Origin of the sequence: Fibrobacter sp. UWB1 (assembly GCF_002210325.1) — a bacterium.
GTDB lineage: Bacteria > Fibrobacterota > Fibrobacteria > Fibrobacterales > Fibrobacteraceae > Fibrobacter.
In genome coordinates, this window is the sequence record NZ_MWQL01000003.1 from 257,916 (window position 1) to 282,191 (window position 24,276).

Here is a 24,276-nt window from a genome sequence, read left to right on the forward strand (position 1 = left end):
TTACTCGGTCACCTTGAAGGTACCGGAATTTGCGCCCTTGGCAGTCTGTTCGTACGGAACCACGCGAATGATTGCCGTATTGGTCGGTTCTGCCACGTCTTCGGTCAATACGACCTTCTGTTCATAGCACTTCTTGCCGTCCGGTTTCATGGGACCGGCAGATTCTTCGAGCATATCAAGGCCAGCATCTTCTTCAGAAGTCTTGAAGACGAAACGGTAACCGGAACCTTGCACGTCAGAACCATAAATCACGGTGATGGTATCGCCCATCTTGAAGGAATCGCCCTTCTTGGGAGAAACAACCTTCACGCCATCTTCGACGGAGCAATCATTGGATGCAGAGGGTTCGTCATTGGAGCTTGCAGACGAAGAATCATCGCAAGCAGCAAACATAAATGCAGCAGACACAGCGCATACAGATGCCATCAATTTAAAAAGCTTCATAAAGCCTCCATTTTTTACTTAATATACAAAAATGAAGACATCAAGACCTGTCCATTGAGCTGAACCCGCACGAAATAACGCCCAGACGTCATTTTCGACTGATTTTGCAGCAACGGAACCGTACCGGGAGCGACATTGTGCGTTTCTTGGGCAACCACCTTGCCCATTGCATCGGACACCTGAACCATCAACATTCCACCGGCTGTCGTGATTGTCTGGTTTCGTGCATCAAAATGCAGGCTCGGAGCCGGACGTACACTGACAATCGTCGTGCCGCTCGAAGACGATTCAATATCGTTTTCAACCTTTGCGGGTTTGCAACCGGTGCGGTACACGCCCTTCATGTTGAAGGCAATCATGTCGATATTCGGGCCGCCATCACTTGTCGTCGAAGCAATCTTCATCTTGAAATCGAGAGCGTCTACCCAGACATCTTCGATGTAGGCGGTATCCCACTTGTCCCAGCTACCTGTCGAGGGGAATGCCACATCATACGTTCCGTTGTCAATCGTGATTTTCATGTCGCGATTGGTATTCCCCTGGAACGAATAGCGAATCATGACGCGGGCATTCGATGCAGACTGGTCGGACGTCAACTTATAAGTAGCAGTGCTGTAGGCGCTGTTTTCAATATTGAAGAAGCCCTGGCCCGTATAACCTTCGTGGTTCGTTTCAGTCAAGCCATCTGCAATTTCGGGACTTGCCATATCGATCGGAGAAGGCCATGCCGCGTCGGCTGTACCATCGAAGCAAAGTTTCGGATCAATGGAACTCGAAGATTCCGGACCCTCGGAGCTAGAGGACGTGGGATTTTCGTTGCCGGATTCTTCGCTATCGTGAGCAATTTTCTTGCATTCGGAACCGCCCTTGAACATCGCCGTATAAGTGATATTGCGGGCCTTGGTCTTGAAACCGTAATAAATCATGTTCTTCGAGATTTCGTTACAGTCGTCGTCCACCCACTTTTCGAAGGTCTGACCGTTCGGAGTCACGCGGAGCGTCATCGGGGAACCCGCCGGGAAATACTGTGTCTGCGTGATAAGACCGTTGTAATTCGAAAGGTTAGTCTGCACCTTGATGGTGTAACGTTTCTTGATAGTAGAAACAAGCGTGGTGAGTGCCGCCTTTGCGTCGGCAGAAAGATTCGAATTGCTCTTGAGATTTTCTTCAAGTTCTTCGCAAATCATCTGGGCATGGCCCATCGAGCCCATCTCCTGGAAATGTGTCGTTCCATCGTTCACGCCATCCGGGTAATTCGGATATTCGCCCTTCTCCAGTTTCTTGTACAGATAACGTGTCACGTAATCCGGCATGTTCTTGTAAGTCGTATTGTAGGTATTGTACGACTTCATGTTCAAATCCACAAACGGGACCTTGTTGTTCTTCGCCACCGTCTGCATCATGCCGCGGGCATCGTAATTTTTGTCGCCGGTAGAGAACACGTTGCGGCTACCGTTCAAGTTCATCGGCGAAATCAAAATGGCATTAGCCCCCTTCGCCTTGGCAGCATCCACATATTTCTGGATATAGCCCGAAAACTGGGAGGGTTCCACATAGCGGGCCGCCTTGCTGTAGTCGCGGTCGTTATGGCCAAACTGCACGAACAGGTAATCACCCTTCTGGAGCTTGCCCTTGACTTCGTCCAAACGGCCTTCTTCAATAAAGGTTCTAGAACTGCGGCCACCGATGGCATAGTTATTCACCTTCACGCGAGATGCGTCAAAGAAATAACCAAGTACCTGACCCCAGCCCGTTTGCGGGTAGGCGCTATCCTTGTACGTACAAACTGTAGAATCGCCAACCACGTAAATTGCGAAACTGGTGGAATCGCTTACGGCAACACCCGCGAACACCGCTGCAGCGATGAAAAATTTGAACAACGATTTCATTTTTCCAACCATTCCTTGTGTCATCTTGAGCGAAGCTTTAGCGAAGTCGAAAGATCTCATATAAAGAGTTCCTTAGATCCTTCGACTACGAACCTTCGGTTCTGCGCTCAGGATGACACTTTGTATCCTATTTAACCTTGACCCAGTTTGCGTTAAACTTCGTGTTACCCTGCTTCACCACAACGCGGTAGAGTCCGGCAGACTTCACCATCGTTGCTAGCGAAACTTCTGATGCGTTTTCGACAATTCGCTTTGCCACCAGACGACCACTCATATCGAACACATTCACATGTGCACGTTCCGTACCAACAAGGCGCAGCATTTCGCCATGCAAAGCAAAACCAGTCACATCGCGAACCTTATTCAAAATAGTCGTCGACGTATCTTCGGTGCAGCCTTCGCTTACGCGGCAAACGCCGTCGATACTGAAACCAAAGGCATCTAGATTCGGAGCGCCATCGCTTGTAAGCGACATGATCTTGAGTTCGGCTTCACCTTGCGGAGCATCCATCACCACGTAGGCGGTATCCCACTTGTCCCAACCACCCGTCGGAGGCGCACTCACGAGGTAGTCGTGGTCCAAATAAGCGTTGAACATACGGTCCGACGATCCACCGTTTGCATAGCGCACCGCAAGCGTCACATAGCCTGCGCCTGGGAACTTGACCTTATATGCGGCAAACGAGGCATTCGTATTATCCAGATTGTAATAGCCTTCGCCCGTAAAGCCAGTCCATTCGTTCTGAGTCCAGCCGATTCCAGCCGTATCCGGAGTGCTTGCATCAAAGAATTTCTTGATATCCTTGTCAATTTTCACCGTATCCTGCGTGCTGCCTCCAATCGGGGTAAACGGAACAAAGGTCACATCGTCAAGGCTCTTCGGGGTCGTGGTCGGGAATGCGGTTAACGCAGCACCATCGCCGGTATATTTCTGCGCCGTTCCGCCCTCGTAAACCGCCGTGAACTGCGTCGAGGCACTCCCCATCACGAACGTATGAATGTAAGGAGACTTCACGTTCGAACGGCTCGGGGCACCCACCTTGTTGCCGTTACCGTCGTACCAGCCCAAGAACTTCTTGCCTTCCTTCGGGATGGTCTTGAGCATCACGGTCATGCCCTTCGGGTAATAGGCGTTAATCGAAGTCGCTTCGGCAGCACCTTCGGGGCTCACCTTGACTTCGACCTGGTACATGGGCGCCATGTAGTCGCCGAGCTTTTTCACGATTGGGTCCGTATGCGCACGCATCTGTTCGGTAATAATGCGCCCGAAAGCATTCGCACCGTTCATCTGCAAATGCACGGCGTCAGTCTGGTCACTGCCAAGGTTACTGTATTCCGACTTGGTCGCATAGTTGAAGACATACTGTTCCGCATAGCGTTCACCCACAGAAATCATGTAGTTCGCGACCATCTCGCTCATGTCGATAAACGGCACGTTGAGTTCTTCGGCAAGGCTCTTGTTCAGCGCCGGGTAGCCGCGGTAACTATTGTGAATCTGCGTCGGGGAATCGTAATACTTACGACGAATCGGGCTCATGATAATCGGGTACGCACCCTTTGCGCGGACATCGCTCACCATCTTTTTCATGTTCGAAGCAAAGAATTCTTCGGTACTGTAGTTCACGTCGTTAATACCGAACTGGATCACGACATAGTCGCCCGCCTTGAGTTTTTCAGCGATGCAGTTGCCATTGGAGCAACCTTTCTTGAAGAACATGTCGTAATAGCCGACAGCGGTATTACCCTTCTTGTCAAGACCGCCGCCACCGAGCGACATGCCACCCTGGCCGCGATTCACGACCGTAGCCTTGGTCGGATCAAACCAGAAATGGAAATCCTGTCCCTGTCCCTGCTTGGGATAGTAGCCTTCGTTCCAGTCCTGCATGGTGGAGTCGCCACACATATAGATGGTCACTGCCGACCATGTGAGCGGCGCCACGACCATCGATGCGATTACGGCAGATTGCCAAAATTTATTAAACATTTTCATAACCAAAACCAAAAATCGCCTAGCCCCGGTCCAACACTCGAAAGACCAAGGCTAGGCAGTGAGGTGTTTATAGCTTCGAGAATTTCTTCGTCGAAACAGCCTTTCCGTTAAGTTTAACCTTCACCAAGTACATTCCCTTCGGGAGCAGTTCTTGGTCGAGTGCCATCGCTGTAGATCCCGCAGAAACATTCTTCGAGATACCCAGGCGCATCGCACCGGACATGTCGTAGAAGTACACTTCGGCAAAGCCGCCCCTCGGGGTAAAGAGTACGCCTGTGGAAGGATTGAAGGCCACACCGCTCTTGAACGGAATTACCGCAAGTGCAGTCGGATTATCAATCTTCTGTGTACCGTCATAGAGTTCTACACCGTCGATACCGAAAGTGAACATGTCAAAGTTCGGTCCACCGTCACTTGTCATCGAGGTAAACGTAATCGTGTTCACGCCCGCGACCAGCTTCACATCGACCTTGGCTTCGGAATACGTCGTCCAGGAGGCATCTGTCGAGGGGAAGCTTATCGTGCCGGCAGAAGCGCCATTTACGGTAACCGCCATATTGCGGGAAGTACTCCCACCGTTCGTGAAGCGCACCATAAGCGTCGTCTTCGCCTCGGTCTTCGAGAAGATTTCCCAAGTGCCGTAGCTCGAAAGCGCATTGTCAAAGTTATAATAGCCGTTCTTGAGGAAGCCCTCGTTGGTCGTTTCCGTCCAGCCCTTGCCATCCTTCGGGGTAGAGGCATCCAGTTCGGACTTTCCGTTGTTCACCACCGGAGTCGTGTCGGCAGGTGCCGGGTCCTCGCCCACAACGAAGATGCTCGGCTGCTTGAGCGACTTGACCATATCGGGCAGATAATAGCCCACGTGAGGCGGCTGGTTGTAAGCCGTATTTTCGGAAGCGACCGCCGTGCGGTAGGTAGCATCGTGCATCAGCGTATAGACGCGGAGCTTGCTTTCTACCGGAGTCGAGACGATGTAAATCGTGGTCGGGTCCTTTTCGCTACGCACCACCAGTTCTTCGCGCCAGTCGCCGAAGAGGTCGGCCACAAGGCTCGGCGTATTCTTGGTGCCATTGCAACCCGTAGCACCGAGAGCAGCAGGCCCGTCGAAATACACCTCGGACTTTTTCGAAGATGAATTGAACTTGGTCACGTAGGCGCCATCCAAAAGCTCATCGTATTCATCACCGTCAAAATAAATACGGAAATTCTGAGACACGGCAGGCGTACCAATGAGCTTACCCTTGGCGGTTTTCATTCCACCGCCCTTCGCAGACCACATTTCATAGCCACGATATTCAGAATCAACGTCCGCCGCCATACCGCGGCCATTATCAACACCTTCGGCAGAAGGCTGCGGAGTGCCCCAAATAATCTTGCCATCGTTGGCACGCATTTCTTCGGTGTACTGGGCATTCTTGTGTTCGTGCACATCCCAGGATTCAAGCCCCGGAAGATCCGGATCCAAATCACCGATGTGATGGGCATCGCCATGACCGAGGCCAGTGCGGTAGCGCAGCGTTCCATCGTGGTTCAAGGCTGCTGCCCCGAAGAACACTTCATCGTAACCATCGCCATCGAGGTCAGCCGCCTGGAGGCTGTGGTTTCCTTCGCCGTAAAGCCCCTTGTCCGGGTCTTCGGACTTGTGGAGCCAACGCAGCTTCAAGTCCTTTCCATCGAAATCGTAGGCAGCCACGTAGGCAGAGCTATAATAGCCGCGAGCGAAAATAGCGCTCGGATGCACGCCATCCAAGTAGCCCGTTGCCGCCAGGTAGCGTTCGCAGCGGTTGCCGTAGTTGTCGCCCCACTTGCCCTTGGCCTGGGGCGAAGAATGGCTCAAGATATTGCGGCTCGGTTCGTACGTGACCGTCGTAATCGCCGCACCGTCAACACCGCGGAAAACAGTCAGGTATTCGGGACCATCGAGGATTGTTCCCGCAGAGCTGCGGTAATCCTTCGACTTGTCGCCAATCGCCTTGCCCGTACCGTCAATGGTACCGTCGGCAGTCTTCACGATCATTTCGGCCTTGCCGTCGCCATCGTAGTCAAACACCTGGAACTGCGTGTAGTGAGCACCCGCGCGAATGTTCTTGCCGAGGTCGATACGCCACAGGCGCGTACCGTCGAGCTTGTAGGCGTCGATGAACACCGTGCCCGTGTAGCCCGTCTGGGAGTTGTCGTGGGCATTGCTCGGGTCCCACTTCAAGATAAGTTCGTATTCGCCGTCGCCGTCGAGGTCGGCCGTACTCACGTCATTGGGAGTGTACGTACACTTTTCGCCGTCAGGCATCGTCTGTGCCGCGGGGACTTCCAGTTTAATCGTCTTGTACGGAAAAGACTTTCCGCTGTTGGAGACCGTCTTGTCGAGCACCACGGAAACACCCTGCTTGGCCCCTTCCTTGCCGCCAACTACTGCCGCGACCGTATACTTGGAAGTCGTCTTGCCGTCAGCGTCCAGGTAGTTCGTGCCAGCAGTCTTTCCGATGGTGGCGATTTTCGTTCCGTCACGGTAAAGGTTGAATTCCGTGTCCGGATTCTCGGTGCCCAAGAGGCGCCAGCTCACAAGCATACCCTTGCCCGTATTCGCTACAGCAAGGCCACGCGAAAGTTTTTCCATTTGGCGGGTCGCCGCGAAAGAGGGCGACGCAAGACCAAAAGCCAGGACTGCTCCTGCAAAAACTGTCGATGTTTTTAAACCAATACCCATATAAACTCCATTTTCTATGGCCTTACTGCTAATCTATTTCTAAATGCTAAAAACAGAACGCAAATTATTCTTAGTTGTAGTCTTTAGACAACAGGACTCCACAGCAATTCCTTTTCTAAATATAATCAAAATTTTTATAAAAAGTCCACATTATTTAAAAATTTTTGAAGACAATTAGGCGTTTTTAATAATTGTAATAAAAATAAAAAGTCTACACTTCTTCATTAATGCCGTCAAGTGTGGACAATTACGGAATCGCCCGCAGGCCCGCCACAAGCAAAATACACTGTTTCAAATTAAAACACGTCCTCCTTAAAACCTTAAAAGCCGCCAAAAACGTTTCAAAACGATACTGTAAGACGCCAAAAAACACCAAAACAGACACAAATCGCCCACCAATAGGACTTGGCACAGAAATTGCTTACTCTAGGGCGAAACAAAAAAATAGTCCAACATGGACTAAAAAGTTCAATCAGGGCGCAAAAGCCCGCAAAAAAGGAAAAGTGAAAATGATTAAGCCTCTTGCAGATCGAATCGTCGTCAAGCCGGCAGAAGCCGAACAGAAGACCTCTTCGGGTCTCTTTATCCCGGACAACGCCAAGGAAAAGCCGATGCAGGGTAAGGTCGTGGCCGTGGGCCCGGGTCGCAAGAACGACAAGGGTGAACTCGTTGCCATGGAAGTCAAGGTCGGCGACGTGGTGCTTTACGGCAAGTACAGCGGTACTGAAGTCACTGTTGATGGCGAAAACTACCTGATCGTGAAGGAATCGGACGTCATCGCTACTCTGTAGTGGTTAGTAGACAGTAGGAAGTTAGAAGTAGAAAGTATTTACAATCGCGGCTTCGCCGCCTAGCTATTAAACTGTCTACCGTCTACTGCCTACTTCCTACTCTTTCAACAAAAAGTTTTAAATAAAAAAGGAAAACAACAATGGCAAAGCAACTTAAGTTTGATGTAGCAGCTCGCGAATCCCTGATGAAGGGTGTCGACAAACTCGCCAACGCAGTCAAGGTCACCCTCGGTCCTAAGGGCCGTAACGTGATGATCGCAAAGGCCTTCGGTGCCCCGAACGTCACCAAGGACGGTGTGTCTGTCGCTAAGGAAGTGGAACTGGAAGACGCCTACGAAAACCTCGGCGCCCAGATGGCCAAGGAAGTCGCCAACAAGACGAGCGACGCTGCTGGTGACGGTACCACCACCGCTACCGTGCTCGCCCAAGCTATTACTCGCGAAGGCCTCAAGAACGTGGCCGCCGGAGCAAACCCGATGGACATCAAGCGCGGTATGGACGCTGCAGTTGACGCCGTCATCGAAGAAATCGGCAAGATGGCCGTGAAGATCAATGGCAAGGAACACATTGCCCAGGTCGCAACGATTTCTGCAAACAACGACCCCGAAATTGGCGAACTCCTCGCCAACGCTATGGAAAAGGTCGGTAACGATGGCGTGATTACCATCGAAGAATCCAAGACCGCTGAAACCGTTCTCGACGTTGTCGAAGGTATGCAGTTCGACCGCGGCTACCTCTCTCCGTACTTTGTCACTAACACTGACAGCATGGAAGTAAACCTCGAAAACCCGTACATCTTGCTGTACGACAAGAAGATTTCTACCATGAAGGATTTGCTGCCGATGCTCGAACATGTGGCAAAGCAGGGCAAGTCTCTCCTCATCATCGCCGAAGACGTCGATGGCGAAGCTCTCGCAACGCTCGTTGTGAACAAGATGCGCGGCACCCTGAAGGTCGCTGCCGTCAAGGCTCCGGGCTTCGGTGACCGTCGTAAGGCCATGCTCGAAGACATCGCTATCCTCACTGGCGGTATGCTCGTTTCCGAAGACACCGGCGCTAAGCTCGAAGACGCTCCGGTGACCGTGCTCGGTCAGGCCAAGTCTATCACCATCACGAAGGACAACACCACGATCGTTGAAGGTGCTGGCGACGCCGCTTCTATCAAGGGCCGTATCGCCCAGATCAAGAAGCAGATCGAAGCTACCACGAGCGACTACGACCGCGAAAAGCTCCAGGAACGCTTGGCTAAGCTCGCTGGCGGCGTGGCCGTGATCAAGGTCGGTGCCGCTACTGAAGTTGAAATGAAGGAAAAGAAAGACCGCGTCGACGATGCTATGCACGCAACCCGCGCTGCCGTCGAAGAAGGTATCGTTCCGGGTGGTGGCGTTGCCCTCATCCGTGCCGAAAAGGCTATTGACGCCCTCAAGTTCGATAACGCCGACCAGAAGACTGGTGCCGCCATCATCCGCCGCGCTATCGAAGAACCTCTCCGTCAGATTGTCCAGAACGCAGGCCTCGAAGGCTCTGTCGTGGTGAACAAGGTGAAGGAAGGCAAGGATAGCTTCGGCTACAACGCCAAGACTGACACCTACGAAGACCTCATCAAGGCCGGTGTGATTGACCCGGCCAAGGTGACCCGTACGGCTCTCAAGAATGCATCCTCCATCGCTTCGATGATTCTTACCACTGACTGCGTGATTGCAGAAAAGAAGGAACCGAAGCCGGCAGCTCCTGCCATGGACCCGTCCATGGGCATGGGCGGCATGATGTAATCTAAAGCCGCTAGATTCTACTCCTTATGGAAAGAGGCTCCCATTCGGGAGCCTCTTTTATATACTCGAGGCGGGATTCGAACCCACGACCCATTGCTTAGAAGGCAATTGCTCTATCCAACTGAGCTACTCGAGCGTTGTGGCGCAAATATAGAAAAATTTTTCAAGTTTTCATTGACTATTTCATAATTCCAGTTGCCACTTTCAGAAACATTATCTATATTTATGCATATATTAAAATATTTGCATAAACCTAGGACGCCGGTTTGACCCGCCCACGGAGAGATTATGAAGATTGTAGACATTCTGAAGCAAGATAAGATGAGCCTTTCGTTCGAAGTGTTCCCGCCTAAAAAAGAGACGAGCTTCGAAAACGTGAAGGCGGCGACAGAATCCATTGCGGCGCTCGGCCCCGCATTCATGAGCGTCACCTACGGTGCAGGCGGCGGCGTGAGCCATTTCACACTCGATATCGCGAAAAACCTCAAGGAAAAGTTCAACATCCCGATGCTCGCCCACCTCACCTGTGTCTCAAGCAGCAAGGACACTGTGCACCAGCGCATTGAAGACATGAAGGCCGCAGGCATCAAGAATGTGATGGCTCTCCGCGGCGACTTGACCCCGGAACTCATCGAAAAAGGCCGCGACAACTGCGACTACCACTACGCCGTCGAGCTTATCCGCGAACTCAAGGCATCCAATGCAGACTTCTGCATTGGCGCCGCCTGCTACCCCGAAAAGCACCCCGAAAGCGTCAACCAGGCCGAAGATATCAAGCACCTTAAAGAAAAGGTGGATGCCGGCGCAGACTTTTTGACCACGCAGATGGTTTTTGACAACAACCTGTTCTTCAGTTTCCTCTACAAGTTGCGCGATGCAGGCGTCAACTGCCCGGTGCTCCCCGGCATTATGCCGATTACCAACGCAAACCAGGTGGAACGCGCCATCAAGCTTTCGGGCTCCTTTATGCCGCAACGCTTCAAGTCGCTGGTCGACAAGTTCGGAAGCGACCCGGAGGCCATGAAGCAGGCGGGCATCATCTACGCAAGCGACCAGATTATCGACCTGTACGCCAACGGCATCACCAACGTTCACGTGTATTCCATGAACAAGCCCGACGTTGCAGAAGGCATTCTAAAAAATGTCTCTGCGATTCTCGGAAAGAATTTTGCCGGTTAATTTCGCAAGTTAAAGATTAACCGTCTTTAACCATTCGCGCATTTCATAGACATCAACTTTCGCCCGCAAAGACTTGTGGGCGATTCTTGCACCCGGAGTGGTAGCCATCTTTTTAGGATCCAGATGCATACCTACGCGGCCGAGGTCTAGGCGGTCGGCATCGTAGCAGGTGTTGATGGTCGGATTATCAGTCTGATGTTCCTTAGTGTGATAGAAGCAGGCATGGTACAGTTGGTCGAACTGTTCCTGCGTAATATCGAGGAGTCCCTTTTCGAAACATTCCTTGGCAAAAGCTGCGCTGCGCTCGCCATGTTCGCCATCGTAGCCGTCATCTTCGCGCTTGCAGTCGTGAAAGAGTGCGAACAGCCGCACGACTGTCACGTCGGCACCAGTAATGGGCGCAAGGAGCAAGCCGTTAAATTCCACCTGCCGCCAATGAGCAAGTCCATGAATCGTCGAATCCACGATTCGATTGCTATAGACAAACTCCTGTAAGGCAGCAAAATCTAGCATAGATCTAATTCAGATTTCGGAGTTCGGAATTCAGAATTACCTATATAAAATTTAATTCATAATTCTGAAATCTGAATTCCGAATTATTTTCCGTAGTGTTCCTTCAGGTCCATCAGGCACTGGAGCGCCTGGATCGGAGTCATTTCTTCGGGTTTCAGGCGACGGATTTCTTCCTTGAGAAGCTGCGTAGATTCGTCGGGAGGCGCGAACAGGTCGACCTGCGGCTTTTCCATAAGCTTCTTGTGGGTAGCACCATCGCTCGGGTCAATCTTCTGCTTTTCGAGGCGCAAAAGAATCTTGCGGGCACGACGCAGCACGTTGTTCGGAAGGCCCGCCATTTCGGCCACGTGAATACCGTAGCTGGAGTCGCAAGCGCCTTCCAAAATCTTATGCAAGAAGATGAGCTTATCGCCCTTTTCTTGAACGCCCACCTGGAAGTTGCCGGCGTGTTCAAGGCTTTCGACAAGGCCCGTGAGTTCGTGGTAGTGCGTTGCAAACAGCGTGATGGCGGCGCGGGCCGGTTCGTCGTGCAGCGTTTCTACAATCGCCCACGCAATCGAGAGGCCGTCAAAGGTGCTCGTTCCGCGACCGATTTCGTCGAGGAGAACCAAGCTGTGCGAAGTCGCATTGCGCAAGATGTTCGCGGTTTCAATCATTTCGACCATGAACGTCGAAAGGCCGCGGCTCAGGCGGTCGCTGGCACCCACGCGCGTAAAGATGCGGTCCACCACGCCGATGCGGGCACTTTCTGCCGGCACAAAGCAGCCGATTTGCGCCATGAGCACAATGAGACCCGTCTGGCGCAGGTAAGTCGACTTACCAGCCATGTTCGGGCCCGTAATGAGCATCAGGCGGGTCGCTTCGGGCGAAAGATTCACATCATTCGGGATAAAGTCGAGGTCGGAATTCACCGCGACAATCACCGGATGGAAACCGCCCTTGATTTCGATACCCGAGCCTTCGAAGACTTCGGGGCGAACGTAATTGTACTTGCGGGCGGCGCGGGCAAAGCTGTAAAGCGTATCGACATGCGCAATGGCATTTGCGATTTCCTGCAGTTCGGCACGCCAGCTGTTCACGCGTTCGCGGAGTTCGCAGAAAATCTTGTATTCCAGCGCATGAATGTTGACTTCGGCGTTACTGATGATGGATTCGCATTCCTTCATCTCGGGCGTAATATAGCGTTCGCCGTTCACCGTCGTCTGCTTGCGGATGTATTCATCGGGAATCGGAGCGGTCGCCTTCGCCATCTGCGCCTTAGTAATTTCGATATAGTAACCGAAAACGCGGTTGTAGCCAACCTTCAGGCTCGGGATTCCGAGGCGTTCGCGCTCGCGGACTTCCAAAGAGGCAATCCATTCGCGGCGTTCCTTGATGTCTTCGTTCATGGCATCGAGTTCCGCGTTAGCACCCGCGCGAATCATGCCGCCCTCGCGAACCGTCAGCGGCAAGTCATCGTTAAACTGCGAGAGGAGTTCTTCGCCACGGCCTCGGGCGGCAATGAGGGCCTCTCGCATCGGTTCAAAAATCGGCGAATTCAAACCCTCAAGCACATCGGCCACCTTGGATGCCTGCGAAAGCGAACGGCCCATGCCCGCCAAGTCGCGGGCATTCGCGCGGCCAGAACCGACGCGGCCCATCAGGCGTTCCATATCGAGAATCGAAGTCAGCGATTCCTTCAGTTCGTCAAGAGCGACCGGATTATTGACAAGTTCTTCGACGGCTTCTTCACGTTCCTTAATGCGGTCCACCGAAATCAGCGGGTGACTCACCCATTCCTTCAAGTTGCGCCCGCCCATCGCGGTCACCGTAAAGTCGAGCACGTAGCAGAGCGTGCTGCTGATGTCGTCGGCATTCAGCGGACGCACCAGTTCCAGATTACGCAGCGTGCTCGGGTCAAGCGTCATGTAGTCGTTGAGATTCAGAATCTCGAGCGTCGTAAAGTGCGAAAGTTCGGACTTCTTCTGGTCCATCAGGTACTGGAGAAGCGCTCCCGTCACCTGGGTTTCGACCACTCGCCCATCGAGGCCGAGACCGTCCAAAGCCTCGACCTTAAAGTGCGTAAACAGCACATCCTTCGCGGAATCTTCGCCGAACAGGAATGCCGGAAGTTCTGTCACCAGAATGTTTTCGGAGCGAATCAAGTCCATCACTCCGCTAGGAATCACGGTTCCTTCGGGCACCACAACTTCTTTCGGCATGCGGCGGCAGAATTCACATTCAAAAGCCTGCACCGAGCTCTTGCACGCTGCCAAGTAGCCAGTCGTCACGTCGGCAATCGCAAACGAGACCGAATCCTTTTCGGGAATGAAGGCGCAAAGGTAATTCGCCTCTTTCGCATTCAGGTTCGACTCGTCCATCGCGGTGCCGGCACTGATGATTTCCACAATGTCGCGCTTGACGATTCCCTTTGCGAGTTTCGGGTCTTCCACCTGTTCGCAAATGGCGATGCGGTAACCCGCCGCCACCATCTTGGGCACGTAGCGGTCCGCGGCATGGTGCGGGAACCCGCACAAAGGCGTTGCTCCCGAGGCGCCGTTGTTGCGGCTCGTGAGCGTAAGTCCTAAAATTTTGGAGGCAACCACGGCATCGTCTTCGAAAAGTTCGAAGAAGTCGCCCATTCTAAAAAACAAGATGCAGCCGGGATTCTGTTTCTTGATCTCGTAATACTGCTGCATTAACGGGGTCACAGCCATTAGGCATCTCCCATCGACAATTCAACCTGGTCCGGATTTTCTTCGGGCTGCTTGGGTTCTTCGGGACTCACCGATTCGGGTTTCGCATACTGCGGCACCAAGGCGCCCGCTTCCAGAAGTTCACTGAATTCGCGGAGTCGCGGCAGGTCTTCAGGAATGCGGTTGATGCCAAAATACTTCATGAATTCCTGCGTGGTCACGTAGGTATAGGGGTTACCCACCGTATCGGCACGGCTACCCAGCGCAATAAAGCCCTTGTCGAGCAAGTTACGGATCGGGCCGTCCACCGACGACACGCCACGCACCTGTTCAATCGCCGCCTTGGTAATCGGCTGCTGGTAAGCAATCACCGCCAAGGTTTCAAGCGCCGCCTGGCTGAGCCTGCGGGCGTTTGCTTCGGGGAACAACTTGCGCACCCACGGGTAATACTTGGCGCGGGTCCTAAAGCGGTAACCGCCGGCCTGTTCCACAATTTCGAACGGGGAATTAATCTTGTTCAGCGAATCGTTCGCCGCAATCAAAGCATCGGACACCAAGCGCGCATCCAGAAAATCACCCAGAATTTCACGCAGCTTTTTAAGCGTCACAATGTCAGGAGACGCAAATACGAGCGCCTGGATAATGCGGGCCAAATCCTCTTGGCTCTCGACTTTCGGGAGTTCCGCCGATTCTTCGGCCAAATCGTCCAAATTCTGATTTTCTTCCATACGCTTACCAAGATACAAATTTTCAGTTCAAGATCTACCAATAGATCCCGGCTCGGGGGCCGGGATGACATTCTAAGCTAGAACACAACCAAGTCATTCTTGTGGATGAGTTCGTCGGCGACATCCTTGCCCAAGAGTTCGTGAATCTGGGCGGTCTTCTTGTGAAGCACAAGTTTCAAGGTTTCGCTGTCGAACTTCGCGACACCGCGTGCCACCGGCTCGCCGGTTTCGCTCAAGACTTCAATCAGGTCGCCCTTGTCAAAATGCTTTTTCACCGCGCACACACCCACGGGGAGCAGGCTGGAATGCTTTTCGCGCAGAGCCTTCACGCCACCTTCGTCCACCACCACGGCCCCGCGCGGAGTCGTAATGAAGCTGAGCCAGCGCTGACGGCTGTTGAGCTTTTTCTTGGAGCCAACAAACAAGGTTCCTTCGGCGTTTTCAAAAATCACCTGATGCGGCAACACCTTCATGCCGCTCGCGAGGAACGCGTTGCAACCACTCTTGGTCACGTTGCGAATCGCTTCGAGCTTGCTACGCATTCCGCCGGTACTTACAGCGGAGCCCGTCTCGCCGGGCTTACCCGCGAGTGCAAGCACCGCAGGCGTAATTTCAGGCACAAAGCGCAAAAGGCGTGCATTCGGATTCTTCTTCGGATTATCATCGAAGAGTCCGTCTTCGTCCGTGAAAATCAAAAGCAAGTCGGCATCAAGGAACAGCGCCACATCGCTCGAAAGTTTGTCGTTATCGCCCACCTTGATTTCGGCAACAGCCAGCGAGTCGTTTTCATTGATAATCGGAACAATCTTGCGGGCAAGCATCGCCTTGATGGTGTTCTGCAAATTCTTGTAGCGGTTGCGGTCGCGGAAGTCTTCGGCAGACAAAAGAATCTGGCCCACCGAAAGTTGCATCCAACGGAACATTTCGCGGTAGGCGTACATGAGGTCAATCTGACCCACGGCAGCGCAGGCCTGCTTTTCGGCAAGCACCGTCGGCTTTTCCTTGTAACCGAGCTGGCTCATGCCTGTTCCCACGGCACCGCTTGTGACAATCACAACTTCCTTGCCCGCTTCCATGAGGCGAGCAACGGAATCTGCTAGTTTCTGGATATAACGGGTGCGAACGCCGCCCTTTTCGGAGTCGACCAAAATACGGGACCCGATCTTTACGACAATACGGCGGGATTCATCGAGAATATTCTTTCTTAATTCACTCATATGTAGTAGACAGTAGGAAGTTAGAAGTAGACAGTGGTTAACGGCAAACAAGCAATCTAATCGCGTCTAGGCGAATCTGCGGGTTTGAAATAATCTTTTTCCATTCCTGCGCGTTCTTGCGGAGCTGTTGCAGCTGGGCGTTGTTGCCCGCCTTGCCACGCATGCTCAGCAAATGGTTCATGCGCTGGTATTCCTGTTCGGCGCGGGCTTCGACAGCTTCTGCTGCCACCTCGGCGATTTCTTTTGCCTTGGCAGACACAATGCGGCGTGCAATGGCGAGGCCTTCTTTGCCAAAGTACTTGAGCGTCATGTTCACGGCAGCGTTCCCCTGCGGAACAGGCACATCCTTGAAGTTTGCGTTCTTCAGTTCCGGCACCTTTTCGGTCAAGTCTTCACCCGTCGGGTTCACGAGCACGCTAATGTAGCGCGGGCCCGCAAGGTCAGACACGCCCCATTCTTCGGAGACCGAGAAGTCCACCGCAAAGTTGTACTGCATCACAAGGCCACGCATTCCGGAATTCTGCCAGATGTTGCATGCCACGGCACCATTGTCGAGCGAAGTTTCAAAGTCAATCACGCCCTGCGAAAGCGGGTGTTCCAAGCTCACGAAGTCCACTTCGTCGTGCACCATGGCCACGTTGCGGTCAAAGGTCACAGTCAAGCTAGACGTATCGCAGAAGCGAGCATCTTCATCGCCACCGCCCGAACTTTCTTCAAAATTACCCACGGCCTGCGTCACGCGGCCACCGCCACCGGCGCCCGCCATGCCAACGCTTTCCGGCATACCAGGAATCGAGCCCGATTCCACCTGCGTACCCATGCTAATGATGTAGCAGCCCTTGATCTTACTCTTTTCGATTTCAAGACCGCGGTCCATCAGCGACGAGAACACGAGCGTTTCCAAATCCTTGTCGGCGTCAATCTTCAAGATGGCATCGGTGATTTCTTTAGCCTTCGCCGGATTGCGGGAATTGAATTCCAACAGACGGTCACGCCCCTTCTCGATATTCTTGCGCATGGTATCGCAATCCTTCTTGACCTTAGGGATTACGGTATCGACAAAATTCTGGAGCAATGCCTGCGGTTCGGCCAAAGCGGCAATCAGTTCGTCGGTGTACTTGAGGAAGAGTTCGCCACCGCTCATCATCGGAGTGCCGAAGGCGTTCAAGCCGTTGTGGTACCAGCGGAACATGACTTCCTGACCGGAGCCCTTCACATACGGCACGTGAATAATGATGTTTTCGGTCTGACCGATACGATCCAAGCGGCCAATACGCTGTTCCACCAAGGCTGCATCGAGCGGCAAGTCGAATAGAATCAGGTGATGGGCAAACTGGAAGTTGCGGCCTTCGGAACCGATTTCAGATGCAATCAACAAGTTCGCGCCGTTTTCTTTACTGAAGTTTGCAGCGGCCTTGTCGCGGGCCATAATCGTCATGTTCTCATGGAACATCGAGAAGGCGCCCTCGCCCATGTATTCGTTCAAGAGCGTTTCAAGAGCTTGAACCACCTGGATGGATTCGCAAATCAGGAGCACCTTGTCGCCCGCGTGTTCCTTCAAGAATCCCTTGAGCCACACGTAGCGTTCGTCGAGCGCCCAGGCGTCGGAATAGCTCGTGCACAAGAGGCCATTTTCCTGAATGTCGGTGGACATGTCGAGGTCGTTTTCGGCAGCCACGTTCACCATGTCGCGGTAATTCTTGTTCGGTTCCAGCGGGATTTCGTCGAGCACGCGCTTCGGGAATCCACCCACGCCCTTACGGGTATTGCGGAACACCACCGAACCTGTACCCACGGCATCTACAATGCGGCGGATCCATTCGTCGGCCGGCATGCTCTTTGCGCTTTCCTGTTCAAGCCACGGGCGGATAATCGACTTCTTCGGCACGCATTCGTTCAAGTCGTCCCAGCTCATGGTCTGGCCGGGGTCCGTCGGCAACTTCGAAAGTTCGTTCACCAGCTTGCGGTAAGCGTCCTGGTCCTTGATAAAGCTGTTGTAGTCCGCAAAGCGCACGGGGTCGAGCATCTTCAAGCGGTTGAACTGCGATTCCGGATGGAACTGCAGCGGCGTACCCGTCAAAAGCAGCACACCCTTCGAGCGCTGAATCACGGCGTTAGCGAGCAAGTATTCGTGGCTCGTGAATCCGTCTTCGCAAACCAGGTGGTGCGCTTCGTCAATAATCACCATGTCCCAAGTTGTCTTGAGCAAGTCTTCGATCAACGCGGGCTGCTTGATCAAGAAATCGATGGAGCAAATAATATCGTTTGCAATCGTGAACGGATTCGGGCGGTCATCGTCGTCGTTCACGAACAGGCCCTTGATGTAGCCCTCGTCCACCAGAGTGAACAAGTGGTTAAAGCGGCGCTTCATTTCAACAAGCCACTGGTGCTTGAGCGTTTCGGGCACAATAATCAACGTACGGGTCAGGCGACCGCGGGCCTTGAGTGCATGCCAAATCATGCCGGCTTCAATCGTCTTGCCGAGGCCCACTTCGTCAGAGAGCATCAAGCGCGGGAGCGTAGAACTATCGCAAGCGCGGCTGCACAGGTAATACTGGTGCGGAATCATCGAGGTACGCGGACCAATCATGCCACGCACCGGCGACGAAATCCACTTGCAAGAAAGTTCCATGGCCGATTCACGGCGACCGAACTGCACGCTGTTCGACACGCGGTTTTCCATGAGGGCCTTGAACAAGTCCGCAGGACGCGCAATCGAAATCTTGCCGCTCAGTTCAGATTCCTTCATCTGTCTGCCGGCACGACCCGTATACACTAACAAGCCGTCCACCTCTTTCACCGATTCCACGGTAAAAGACATACCCTTTTCGCTCTTGGCGGTATCACCCACCGAAAGTTCAAAGCGGTCCACAGGGGCACCCATGGAACGGTAGCAACGGACATCACTTACAGCGGGGAAAGAAATCTTAACAATACGGTCTTGCACCTCGGTGACTATACCAAGCCCGAGAGTAGGTTCCGATTGACTTACATAGCGTTGGCCAATCTTGAAATTCATCATACCTCCTAAATTTAAAAAAGTTGGCAGAACTTAGTTGGCAGAGCTTAGAGAAAATCCAAGTTTCATACCACAAATTTTATGTTCTTAGTTCTAGGTTCTAAGTTCTAAGTTCTATATTTACCTCGTATGATATGGTATTTTATAGATGAAACTGTAACAGACGGTGAACGACGCAAGGGTCCCTTTAATATCGACGAAATCAGGGACTTTGTAAAAGACGGCACAATAAAAGACGAAACTTTAGTGTGGCATTCGGGCATGGAAGCCTGGGTCGCCTGGAAAGACACCGAAGAATCCAAGGAAGTTCCGCTCTCCGAAGAAGAACAGATCAAGCAGGCCCTGGAAGCCATTATTGCCGAGCACAATAAAGGCAAGCATTACGCCGGATTCTTTGTCCGCGCTATCGCCTACTTTATCGACAACGTTATTTTGTCTGCAACAGGCGTCTTGATTCTGGTGATCATGAGCGCCGTTCAGGCGATTGACCTGAACGCCCTCGCCGACGCTATGAACGCCTACATTAGCAATCCCACCTCCGAAGAGGCTTTGAACAAGGTGATTGACATTCCCGGCACGCACCTGTTCCTGATTATGTGGGGTGTGGTACAGGCCATTTACTTTATTGCGTTTACAGCCATCAAGTCGGCCACCCCTGGCAAAATGCTCGTGAAAATACATGTCGAAGTCGCCCACGGTGAACCCATGAGCTGGGTAAGTGCCGCACTCCGCTTTATCGCAAGCCTGATTACGCAATGCACGCTCATGTTCTACGGCCTTGGCTACCTGATTGTCTTTATTGACCCCAAGCGGCGCGCCCTCCACGATTACATCGCCCGCACCAGGGTTGTACATGACAAGCTCAAGAAGTAATGTGAGATGTGAAATGTGGGATTAGACATTTCACATTACACATCACACATTATATATCGTTCCTTGAGATTGCAAATTTCAGAATTACTATATTTTCCTCGGAAAACAATTACGAGATCCGAATTCATAATTCTGAATTTATTATGTACCAGTTTATTGTACCTCAGGTTAAAAAGCCGCTCGACGGCGAAGTTGAAATTTCCGGCGCCAAGAACGCCGTTTTGGCCGTCATGGCCGCAGCCCTCTTAGCCGACGGCGTCTCCGAAATCACGAACGTCCCGCACTTGAAAGACATGAAGACCATGTCTGACGTGCTGCGCGTGATCGGTTGCCACATCGGTGGCGAAGCCCACACCTTAAGAATCGACACCCGCGGTGCCGACCATCTGGAAGCCCCTTACGAACTCGTGAAGACCATGCGTGCAAGCTTTTACGTGCTTGGCCCTCTGGTAGCACGCTTTGGCCGCTGCCGCGTTTCGCTCCCGGGCGGTTGCGCCTGGGGCCCGCGCCCGGTTGACCTTCACTTGAAAGGGCTCGAGGCGCTCGGTGCAAAGATTACGGTAACGCATGGCTATGTCGAAGCCACCTGCGATGGGCGCCTACCGGGCGGTACATTCCATTTCCCGATTTCGAGCGTGGGCGCCACGGTGAACGTACTCATGGCCGCAACGCTTGCCAAGGGCACGAGCGTCCTGCAGAATGCAGCCCTCGAACCTGAAATCGATAACCTCGTCGATTACCTCATCGGCATGGGCGCGAAAATTCAAGGTCGCGGCACGCGCACCCTTACGGTGCAGGGCGTAGAAGCTCTACGCCCGGGTAATGGCGTCACCATTCCCGACCGTATCGAAGCAGGCACCTTCCTCTGCGGCGCCGCCATTACGCGTGGCCGCGTGAAGGTCACCAAGATCATTCCCGAACACATCGCCTCGACGCTCGATGCCTTCCGCGACATGAACTGTAAGGTTTCCGTCGGCCCCGACTGGGCCGAAGTCGACGCCCGCAACGTGGAACTCAAGCCGATTACGATTCAGACGCTCCCGTTTCCGGGCTACCCCACCGACATGCAGGCGCCCCTCATGGCAACGCTCCTCTCGGTTCCGGGCAACAGCGTGATTCAAGATACCGTCTACAATGACCGCTTTAAGCATGTGGCCGAAATGGAACGCCTGGGTGCAAACATTACACTCAGCGGTAACACCGCCACCATCAAAGGCGGGCTCCCGCTCGAAGGCGCCGACGTGATGGGCTCCGACCTGCGTGCAAGCGCAGCCCTCGTGCTCGCCGCGTTAATCGCAGAAGGCGAAACCAAGATCAGCCGCATTTACCACCTGGACCGCGGTTACGAAGACTTCGAAGCTAAAATGGCTAAGCTCGGTGCCGAAGTCAAGCGCGTCATCATCGACGCGGACGAACCGTAGCAAGTTCAGAATTCTGAGTTCAGATTTCGGAATTTATTTTTCGAAGTTGAAATTTTGAAATAAAAAAACTCCGGCGAGGCAATCGTCGGAGTTTTCGTTTTGAAAGTTTTTGAACTATTACAGAGCGGCTTCCGTAGATTCGGTCGTTGCGCTTGCAGTCGGTTCAGAAGCATTATCGGTCGTCGACTTGCGGGAGGTCGGCTTGACCGGTTCGCGAACCACAGGCACGCAACGTTCCACAGGTTCACCGGCAGATTTCTTGTCTTCTTTTTCCAAGATTTCCTGCAACATTTCGGCGGCCTGTTCGAATTCAGCAGACTTTTCGCAAGACTTGGTCGAAAGAATCTTCTGCAAGTACTGCTTCTGCATGTTGATGTCGCATTCTTCGCCATAAAGGCCCGAAAGCTTGAACAATGCGGGGCAGGTCTTCTGGCCGTCGGGGAAGGCTTCCGACATGCGGGCAAAGACCTTTTTCGCCTTGTCAACCTGGGCAACATCAATCAGGCAGAGAGCCATCCAGTAAAGCGAATTCTCGGCGAGTTCGCCTTCTTTCATTTGTTCGTAAACCTGCTTGAAACCGCTGTAGGCCAGCTTGAATTCGCCACGATGGTAATCGGAGCGGGCCGTATTGAACATCGCTTCGGCTTCCACGAGCTTTTCGGCTTCGCGTTCCAGGCTATCCATGGACACGGGCGCTGTAGGCGCACCGCTCACGACTACCTTCTTCGCCAAGATCTTGTCGGACTTGCCGAGCAACATATCCAAGCGGTAGATGATTTCTTCTTGCCTGGAATCGTTACGTTCGGACTCGTCTGCAACGCGGCGAGAAAGCATAGTGATTTCGGCCTGCATGCGTTTTTGAGCAAGCTCAGCCGCATCAAGTTCTGCACGCAGAGAATCATTTTGAGCCTGAAGCCGTACAGCGACAGAATCAAGGTTGGCCTGAACTTCAGCGCCGACAGCCTTCATTTCCTGCGTACGGAGTACCGTCATCTGGCTACAACCCGTCAGGGCTGCGACCATAAGCAAGGGAAATACGATGTTCAATTTTTTGTTTTTCATATAACAAGTTCTTTTTAATTACCCGCAAAATTCCTCGCCTGCAGTAACAGGCAAGACGAGGACGAAATTTAAAGAATCTTATTCCTTGATGTTCACGCGGAAGTTGGCGCGACGGTTCTGGGAGTAGGCTTCTTCGGTTGCACCTTCAACCTTCGGAGCTTCCTTACCGTAACTGACCGATTCCATACGCTTGGCGTCAATGCCGTAAGCAACGAGGAATTCCTTCACCTTCATGGCACGCTTTGCACCGAGAGTGAAGTTGTAGTCTTCGGTACCGCGAGCATCGGTGTGGCCTTCAATCGTAATCGTGAAGCGTTCTTCCTTAATCAGGAGTTCGCCCACCTGAGCCAGGAGTTCCTTAGCCTTTTCGGTGAGTTCAGAACGGTCAAAGTCAAAGTACACGTCTTCGCTCATGATCTGGTTGATCAAGGCTTCGAGACGGGCGCGTTCAGCTTCCAAGCGGGCGCGTTCAGCAGCCAGGCGTTCGGCTTCGAGGCGAGCCTGTTCAGCAGCCAGGGAATCTGCGTTGGGTTCTGCAGCCGGAGCAACCGCGGCCGGAGCCGGAGCAGCTTCCGGTTCAGTCTGAGGCTGCTGCTTCTTGGCGCAAGCAACGAGGCAGAGGGCTGCGGCAGATGCCACTACAGCGAGTTTAACGAAGTTCTTCATTTTTTACCTTCCTTTTTTGGTTGTTTAAAATCGTCATAGAAAAAGGACCAAGTGGGCGAAGTGTTTTCACCGGAATTGGTAATTCGCGTAACGTTGGAACCGTCCTTTCTCATAATGTAAATCTGGTACGAACCGCTACGGTTGCTCGCGAAAGCAATCAGCTTGCCATCGGGCGACCAAGTGGGGTGTTCGTTGTTACCGGCGTTACTCGTAAGCTGCACAATGTCAGAACCGTCGAGAGCGCAGGTGTAAATGTTCATGTGGCCGGCATCCATCGAGGTGTAGGCAATGCGGTCCCCTTCAGGCGACCAGGCGGCGCGTTCGTTATAGCGACCCATAAAAGTCACGCGGCGCAAATCGGAACCATCCTTGCTCATCGCAAAAATCTGCGGGCCACCGCCACGGTCACTGGTAAACAGCACTTCCGAGGCATACGGGCTCCAGGCCGGGCTCGTCTGGTTCGACTTGAGGTAAGCGAATTTCTTGGCCTTGCCCGTTTCGGGGTTACCGATATACAAATCCGTCTTGCCGTCCACTGTGCTCGAGAACAAGAGCTCGCCAGTCTTCGGGTTCACAGCCGGGCTATAAGTCTGTTCCAACTGCGGGAACACCGACTTTTCCACGCCACCAAAAGTCTTGGAATAAAGCTTCGGACGGTGCGTCTTGAAATTCACATAATAAAGACCGGCATTGCCCTTCATCCAAACAGGCATCATGCTAATCGTCGTGTCGCGGGTAATCTGGCTGCGATGGAATCCGTCATAGTCGGACACCACCACCTGCTTGACGCCGTCCATCTTGGACACATAAGCAAGCTTGGTCGAGGCCACGCCGCGTTCGCCCCACAGGCGGTAAATCACCTGGTCAAAGAACTGGTGCAAGGCACGGCGCATGTCCTTCTGTTCTACCGTGTAAGATTCACCAAGCAGAACATCCTTGGTCTGCGAAGCATACAAGAAGCATTCCACCTTCAGCATCTTGCCGACAGGCGTTACCTTACCCGTAATGTAATGCTTGGCATGGGCCTTACTGAATTTCGGCAAGTCAAACTTGTCCGAAGAAACAACATCGAAGCGGCCAGAAAGGTTTGCATCGCGAGTCACAATCAAGTGTGGTTTTTCTTCGATCCAGTCAATGGACTTCTTTTCTGCAAAGGGAACAACGCCAATGGGCATCGTCTTGAAGACAGAAATACCCACATCCACGGCAATCGTATCGATGGTCGCATGCGATGTCACCGGCAGCATGGCCAATGCAAAGGCAGCGACGCTTACAAGAAATCTCATTTTTTCCATTCTAATCCACTCGTTTGTTCAATATAATACAATTTTTC

General features: G+C 52.8%; 17 protein-coding genes and 1 tRNA gene. 5 read left to right on the forward strand and 13 right to left on the reverse strand.

What is annotated here, in order from left to right; genetic code table 11:
* From B7988_RS04285 to B7988_RS04300, 4 genes are all read right to left on the reverse strand, one after another.
* Window positions 1-444: a hypothetical protein gene (locus B7988_RS04285; RefSeq protein WP_073320537.1), complete on the reverse strand. Its 444-nt coding sequence runs from the start codon at window positions 442-444 to the stop codon at window positions 1-3.
* Window positions 445-458: 14 nt separating this feature from the next.
* Complete coding sequence (locus B7988_RS04290) at window positions 459-2,333, reverse strand: GDSL-type esterase/lipase family protein (RefSeq protein ID WP_249268842.1); 1,875 nt, start codon at window positions 2,331-2,333, stop codon at window positions 459-461.
* Between the two features lie 127 nt (window positions 2,334-2,460).
* A complete protein-coding gene (locus B7988_RS04295; RefSeq protein WP_249268843.1) occupies window positions 2,461-4,317 on the reverse strand; it encodes a GDSL-type esterase/lipase family protein in 1,857 nt (618 codons plus the stop codon).
* 73 nt (window positions 4,318-4,390) lie between these two features.
* Window positions 4,391-7,027: a T9SS type A sorting domain-containing protein gene (locus B7988_RS04300; RefSeq protein WP_088656943.1), complete on the reverse strand. Its 2,637-nt coding sequence runs from the start codon at window positions 7,025-7,027 to the stop codon at window positions 4,391-4,393.
* Between the two features lie 509 nt (window positions 7,028-7,536).
* Between B7988_RS04300 and groES the strand changes: the two genes are divergently transcribed.
* Window positions 7,537-7,818, forward strand: coding sequence for a co-chaperone GroES (gene groES / locus B7988_RS04305; protein ID WP_073320529.1), 282 nt, complete (start codon window positions 7,537-7,539; stop codon window positions 7,816-7,818).
* A gap of 140 nt (window positions 7,819-7,958) precedes the next feature.
* A complete protein-coding gene (groL, locus tag B7988_RS04310) occupies window positions 7,959-9,590 on the forward strand; it encodes a chaperonin GroEL (protein WP_088656944.1) in 1,632 nt (543 codons plus the stop codon).
* 62 nt (window positions 9,591-9,652) lie between these two features.
* Here groL and B7988_RS04315 read toward each other — a convergent pair.
* Window positions 9,653-9,726, reverse strand: a tRNA-Arg gene (locus tag B7988_RS04315).
* Between the two features lie 152 nt (window positions 9,727-9,878).
* Here B7988_RS04315 and metF point away from each other — a divergent pair.
* Window positions 9,879-10,769 carry a methylenetetrahydrofolate reductase [NAD(P)H] gene (gene metF, locus B7988_RS04320; RefSeq protein WP_088656945.1) on the forward strand — a complete coding sequence of 297 codons (891 nt, stop codon included), beginning with the start codon at window positions 9,879-9,881 and terminating at the stop codon, window positions 10,767-10,769.
* A gap of 9 nt (window positions 10,770-10,778) precedes the next feature.
* On the opposite strand, the gene B7988_RS04325 is transcribed toward metF, so the two are convergent.
* The 5 genes from B7988_RS04325 to rapA form a co-directional block, all read right to left on the reverse strand.
* Window positions 10,779-11,282, reverse strand: coding sequence for a hypothetical protein (locus B7988_RS04325; protein ID WP_088656946.1), 504 nt, complete (start codon window positions 11,280-11,282; stop codon window positions 10,779-10,781).
* An 83-nt stretch (window positions 11,283-11,365) separates the two neighbouring features.
* Complete coding sequence (gene mutS, locus B7988_RS04330; RefSeq protein WP_088656947.1) at window positions 11,366-13,978, reverse strand: DNA mismatch repair protein MutS; 2,613 nt, start codon at window positions 13,976-13,978, stop codon at window positions 11,366-11,368.
* Complete coding sequence (scpB, locus tag B7988_RS04335) at window positions 13,978-14,685, reverse strand: SMC-Scp complex subunit ScpB (protein WP_073055697.1); 708 nt, start codon at window positions 14,683-14,685, stop codon at window positions 13,978-13,980. Before scpB ends, mutS begins: the two co-directional genes overlap by 1 nt.
* 77 nt (window positions 14,686-14,762) lie before the next feature.
* Window positions 14,763-15,902, reverse strand: a complete 1,140-nt coding sequence (proB, locus tag B7988_RS04340) for a glutamate 5-kinase (protein ID WP_073320518.1) — start codon at window positions 15,900-15,902, stop codon at window positions 14,763-14,765.
* A gap of 37 nt (window positions 15,903-15,939) precedes the next feature.
* Window positions 15,940-18,924, reverse strand: coding sequence for an RNA polymerase-associated protein RapA (gene rapA / locus B7988_RS04345; protein ID WP_249268844.1), 2,985 nt, complete (start codon window positions 18,922-18,924; stop codon window positions 15,940-15,942).
* Window positions 18,925-19,050: 126 nt separating this feature from the next.
* On the opposite strand from rapA, the gene B7988_RS04350 reads away from it, so the two are divergent.
* A complete protein-coding gene (locus tag B7988_RS04350) occupies window positions 19,051-19,794 on the forward strand; it encodes an RDD family protein (RefSeq protein WP_088656948.1) in 744 nt (247 codons plus the stop codon).
* 143 nt (window positions 19,795-19,937) lie between these two features.
* Window positions 19,938-21,215: a UDP-N-acetylglucosamine 1-carboxyvinyltransferase gene (murA, locus tag B7988_RS04355; protein WP_073320510.1), complete on the forward strand. Its 1,278-nt coding sequence runs from the start codon at window positions 19,938-19,940 to the stop codon at window positions 21,213-21,215.
* Between the two features lie 117 nt (window positions 21,216-21,332).
* Here murA and B7988_RS04360 read toward each other — a convergent pair whose 3' ends face one another.
* The 3 genes from B7988_RS04360 to B7988_RS04370 form a co-directional block, all read right to left on the reverse strand.
* On the reverse strand, window positions 21,333-22,277 hold the full coding sequence (locus B7988_RS04360) for a tetratricopeptide repeat protein (protein WP_141225555.1): 945 nt from the start codon (window positions 22,275-22,277) through the stop codon (window positions 21,333-21,335).
* Window positions 22,278-22,355: 78 nt separating this feature from the next.
* Window positions 22,356-22,943, reverse strand: coding sequence for an OmpA family protein (locus B7988_RS04365; protein WP_088627719.1), 588 nt, complete (start codon window positions 22,941-22,943; stop codon window positions 22,356-22,358).
* Window positions 22,940-24,229 (reverse strand): translocation protein TolB, encoded by a 1,290-nt coding sequence (locus tag B7988_RS04370; protein WP_249268845.1) that lies wholly within the window; start codon window positions 24,227-24,229, stop codon window positions 22,940-22,942. The genes B7988_RS04365 and B7988_RS04370 overlap by 4 nt, the downstream gene beginning before the upstream one ends.
* Window positions 24,230-24,276 lie beyond the last annotated feature (47 nt).

What these genes read in the sequence shown, in the direction of transcription:
- B7988_RS04285 (WP_073320537.1), bottom strand. Translation starts at nt 444, where the DNA reads ATGAAGCTTTTTAAATTGATGGCATCTGTATGCGCTGTGTCTGCTGCA.
- B7988_RS04290 (WP_249268842.1), bottom strand. Translation starts at nt 2,333, where the DNA reads ATGAAATCGTTGTTCAAATTTTTCATCGCTGCAGCGGTGTTCGCGGGT.
- B7988_RS04295 (WP_249268843.1), bottom strand. Translation starts at nt 4,317, where the DNA reads ATGTTTAATAAATTTTGGCAATCTGCCGTAATCGCATCGATGGTCGTG.
- B7988_RS04300 (WP_088656943.1), bottom strand. Translation starts at nt 7,027, where the DNA reads ATGGGTATTGGTTTAAAAACATCGACAGTTTTTGCAGGAGCAGTCCTG.
- groES (WP_073320529.1), top strand. Translation starts at nt 7,537, where the DNA reads ATGATTAAGCCTCTTGCAGATCGAATCGTCGTCAAGCCGGCAGAAGCC.
- groL (WP_088656944.1), top strand. Translation starts at nt 7,959, where the DNA reads ATGGCAAAGCAACTTAAGTTTGATGTAGCAGCTCGCGAATCCCTGATG.
- metF (WP_088656945.1), top strand. Translation starts at nt 9,879, where the DNA reads ATGAAGATTGTAGACATTCTGAAGCAAGATAAGATGAGCCTTTCGTTC.
- B7988_RS04325 (WP_088656946.1), bottom strand. Translation starts at nt 11,282, where the DNA reads ATGCTAGATTTTGCTGCCTTACAGGAGTTTGTCTATAGCAATCGAATC.
- mutS (WP_088656947.1), bottom strand. Translation starts at nt 13,978, where the DNA reads ATGGCTGTGACCCCGTTAATGCAGCAGTATTACGAGATCAAGAAACAG.
- scpB (WP_073055697.1), bottom strand. Translation starts at nt 14,685, where the DNA reads ATGGAAGAAAATCAGAATTTGGACGATTTGGCCGAAGAATCGGCGGAA.
- proB (WP_073320518.1), bottom strand. Translation starts at nt 15,902, where the DNA reads ATGAGTGAATTAAGAAAGAATATTCTCGATGAATCCCGCCGTATTGTC.
- rapA (WP_249268844.1), bottom strand. Translation starts at nt 18,924, where the DNA reads ATGATGAATTTCAAGATTGGCCAACGCTATGTAAGTCAATCGGAACCT.
- B7988_RS04350 (WP_088656948.1), top strand. Translation starts at nt 19,051, where the DNA reads ATGATATGGTATTTTATAGATGAAACTGTAACAGACGGTGAACGACGC.
- murA (WP_073320510.1), top strand. Translation starts at nt 19,938, where the DNA reads ATGTACCAGTTTATTGTACCTCAGGTTAAAAAGCCGCTCGACGGCGAA.
- B7988_RS04360 (WP_141225555.1), bottom strand. Translation starts at nt 22,277, where the DNA reads ATGAAAAACAAAAAATTGAACATCGTATTTCCCTTGCTTATGGTCGCA.
- B7988_RS04365 (WP_088627719.1), bottom strand. Translation starts at nt 22,943, where the DNA reads ATGAAGAACTTCGTTAAACTCGCTGTAGTGGCATCTGCCGCAGCCCTC.
- B7988_RS04370 (WP_249268845.1), bottom strand. Translation starts at nt 24,229, where the DNA reads ATGAGATTTCTTGTAAGCGTCGCTGCCTTTGCATTGGCCATGCTGCCG.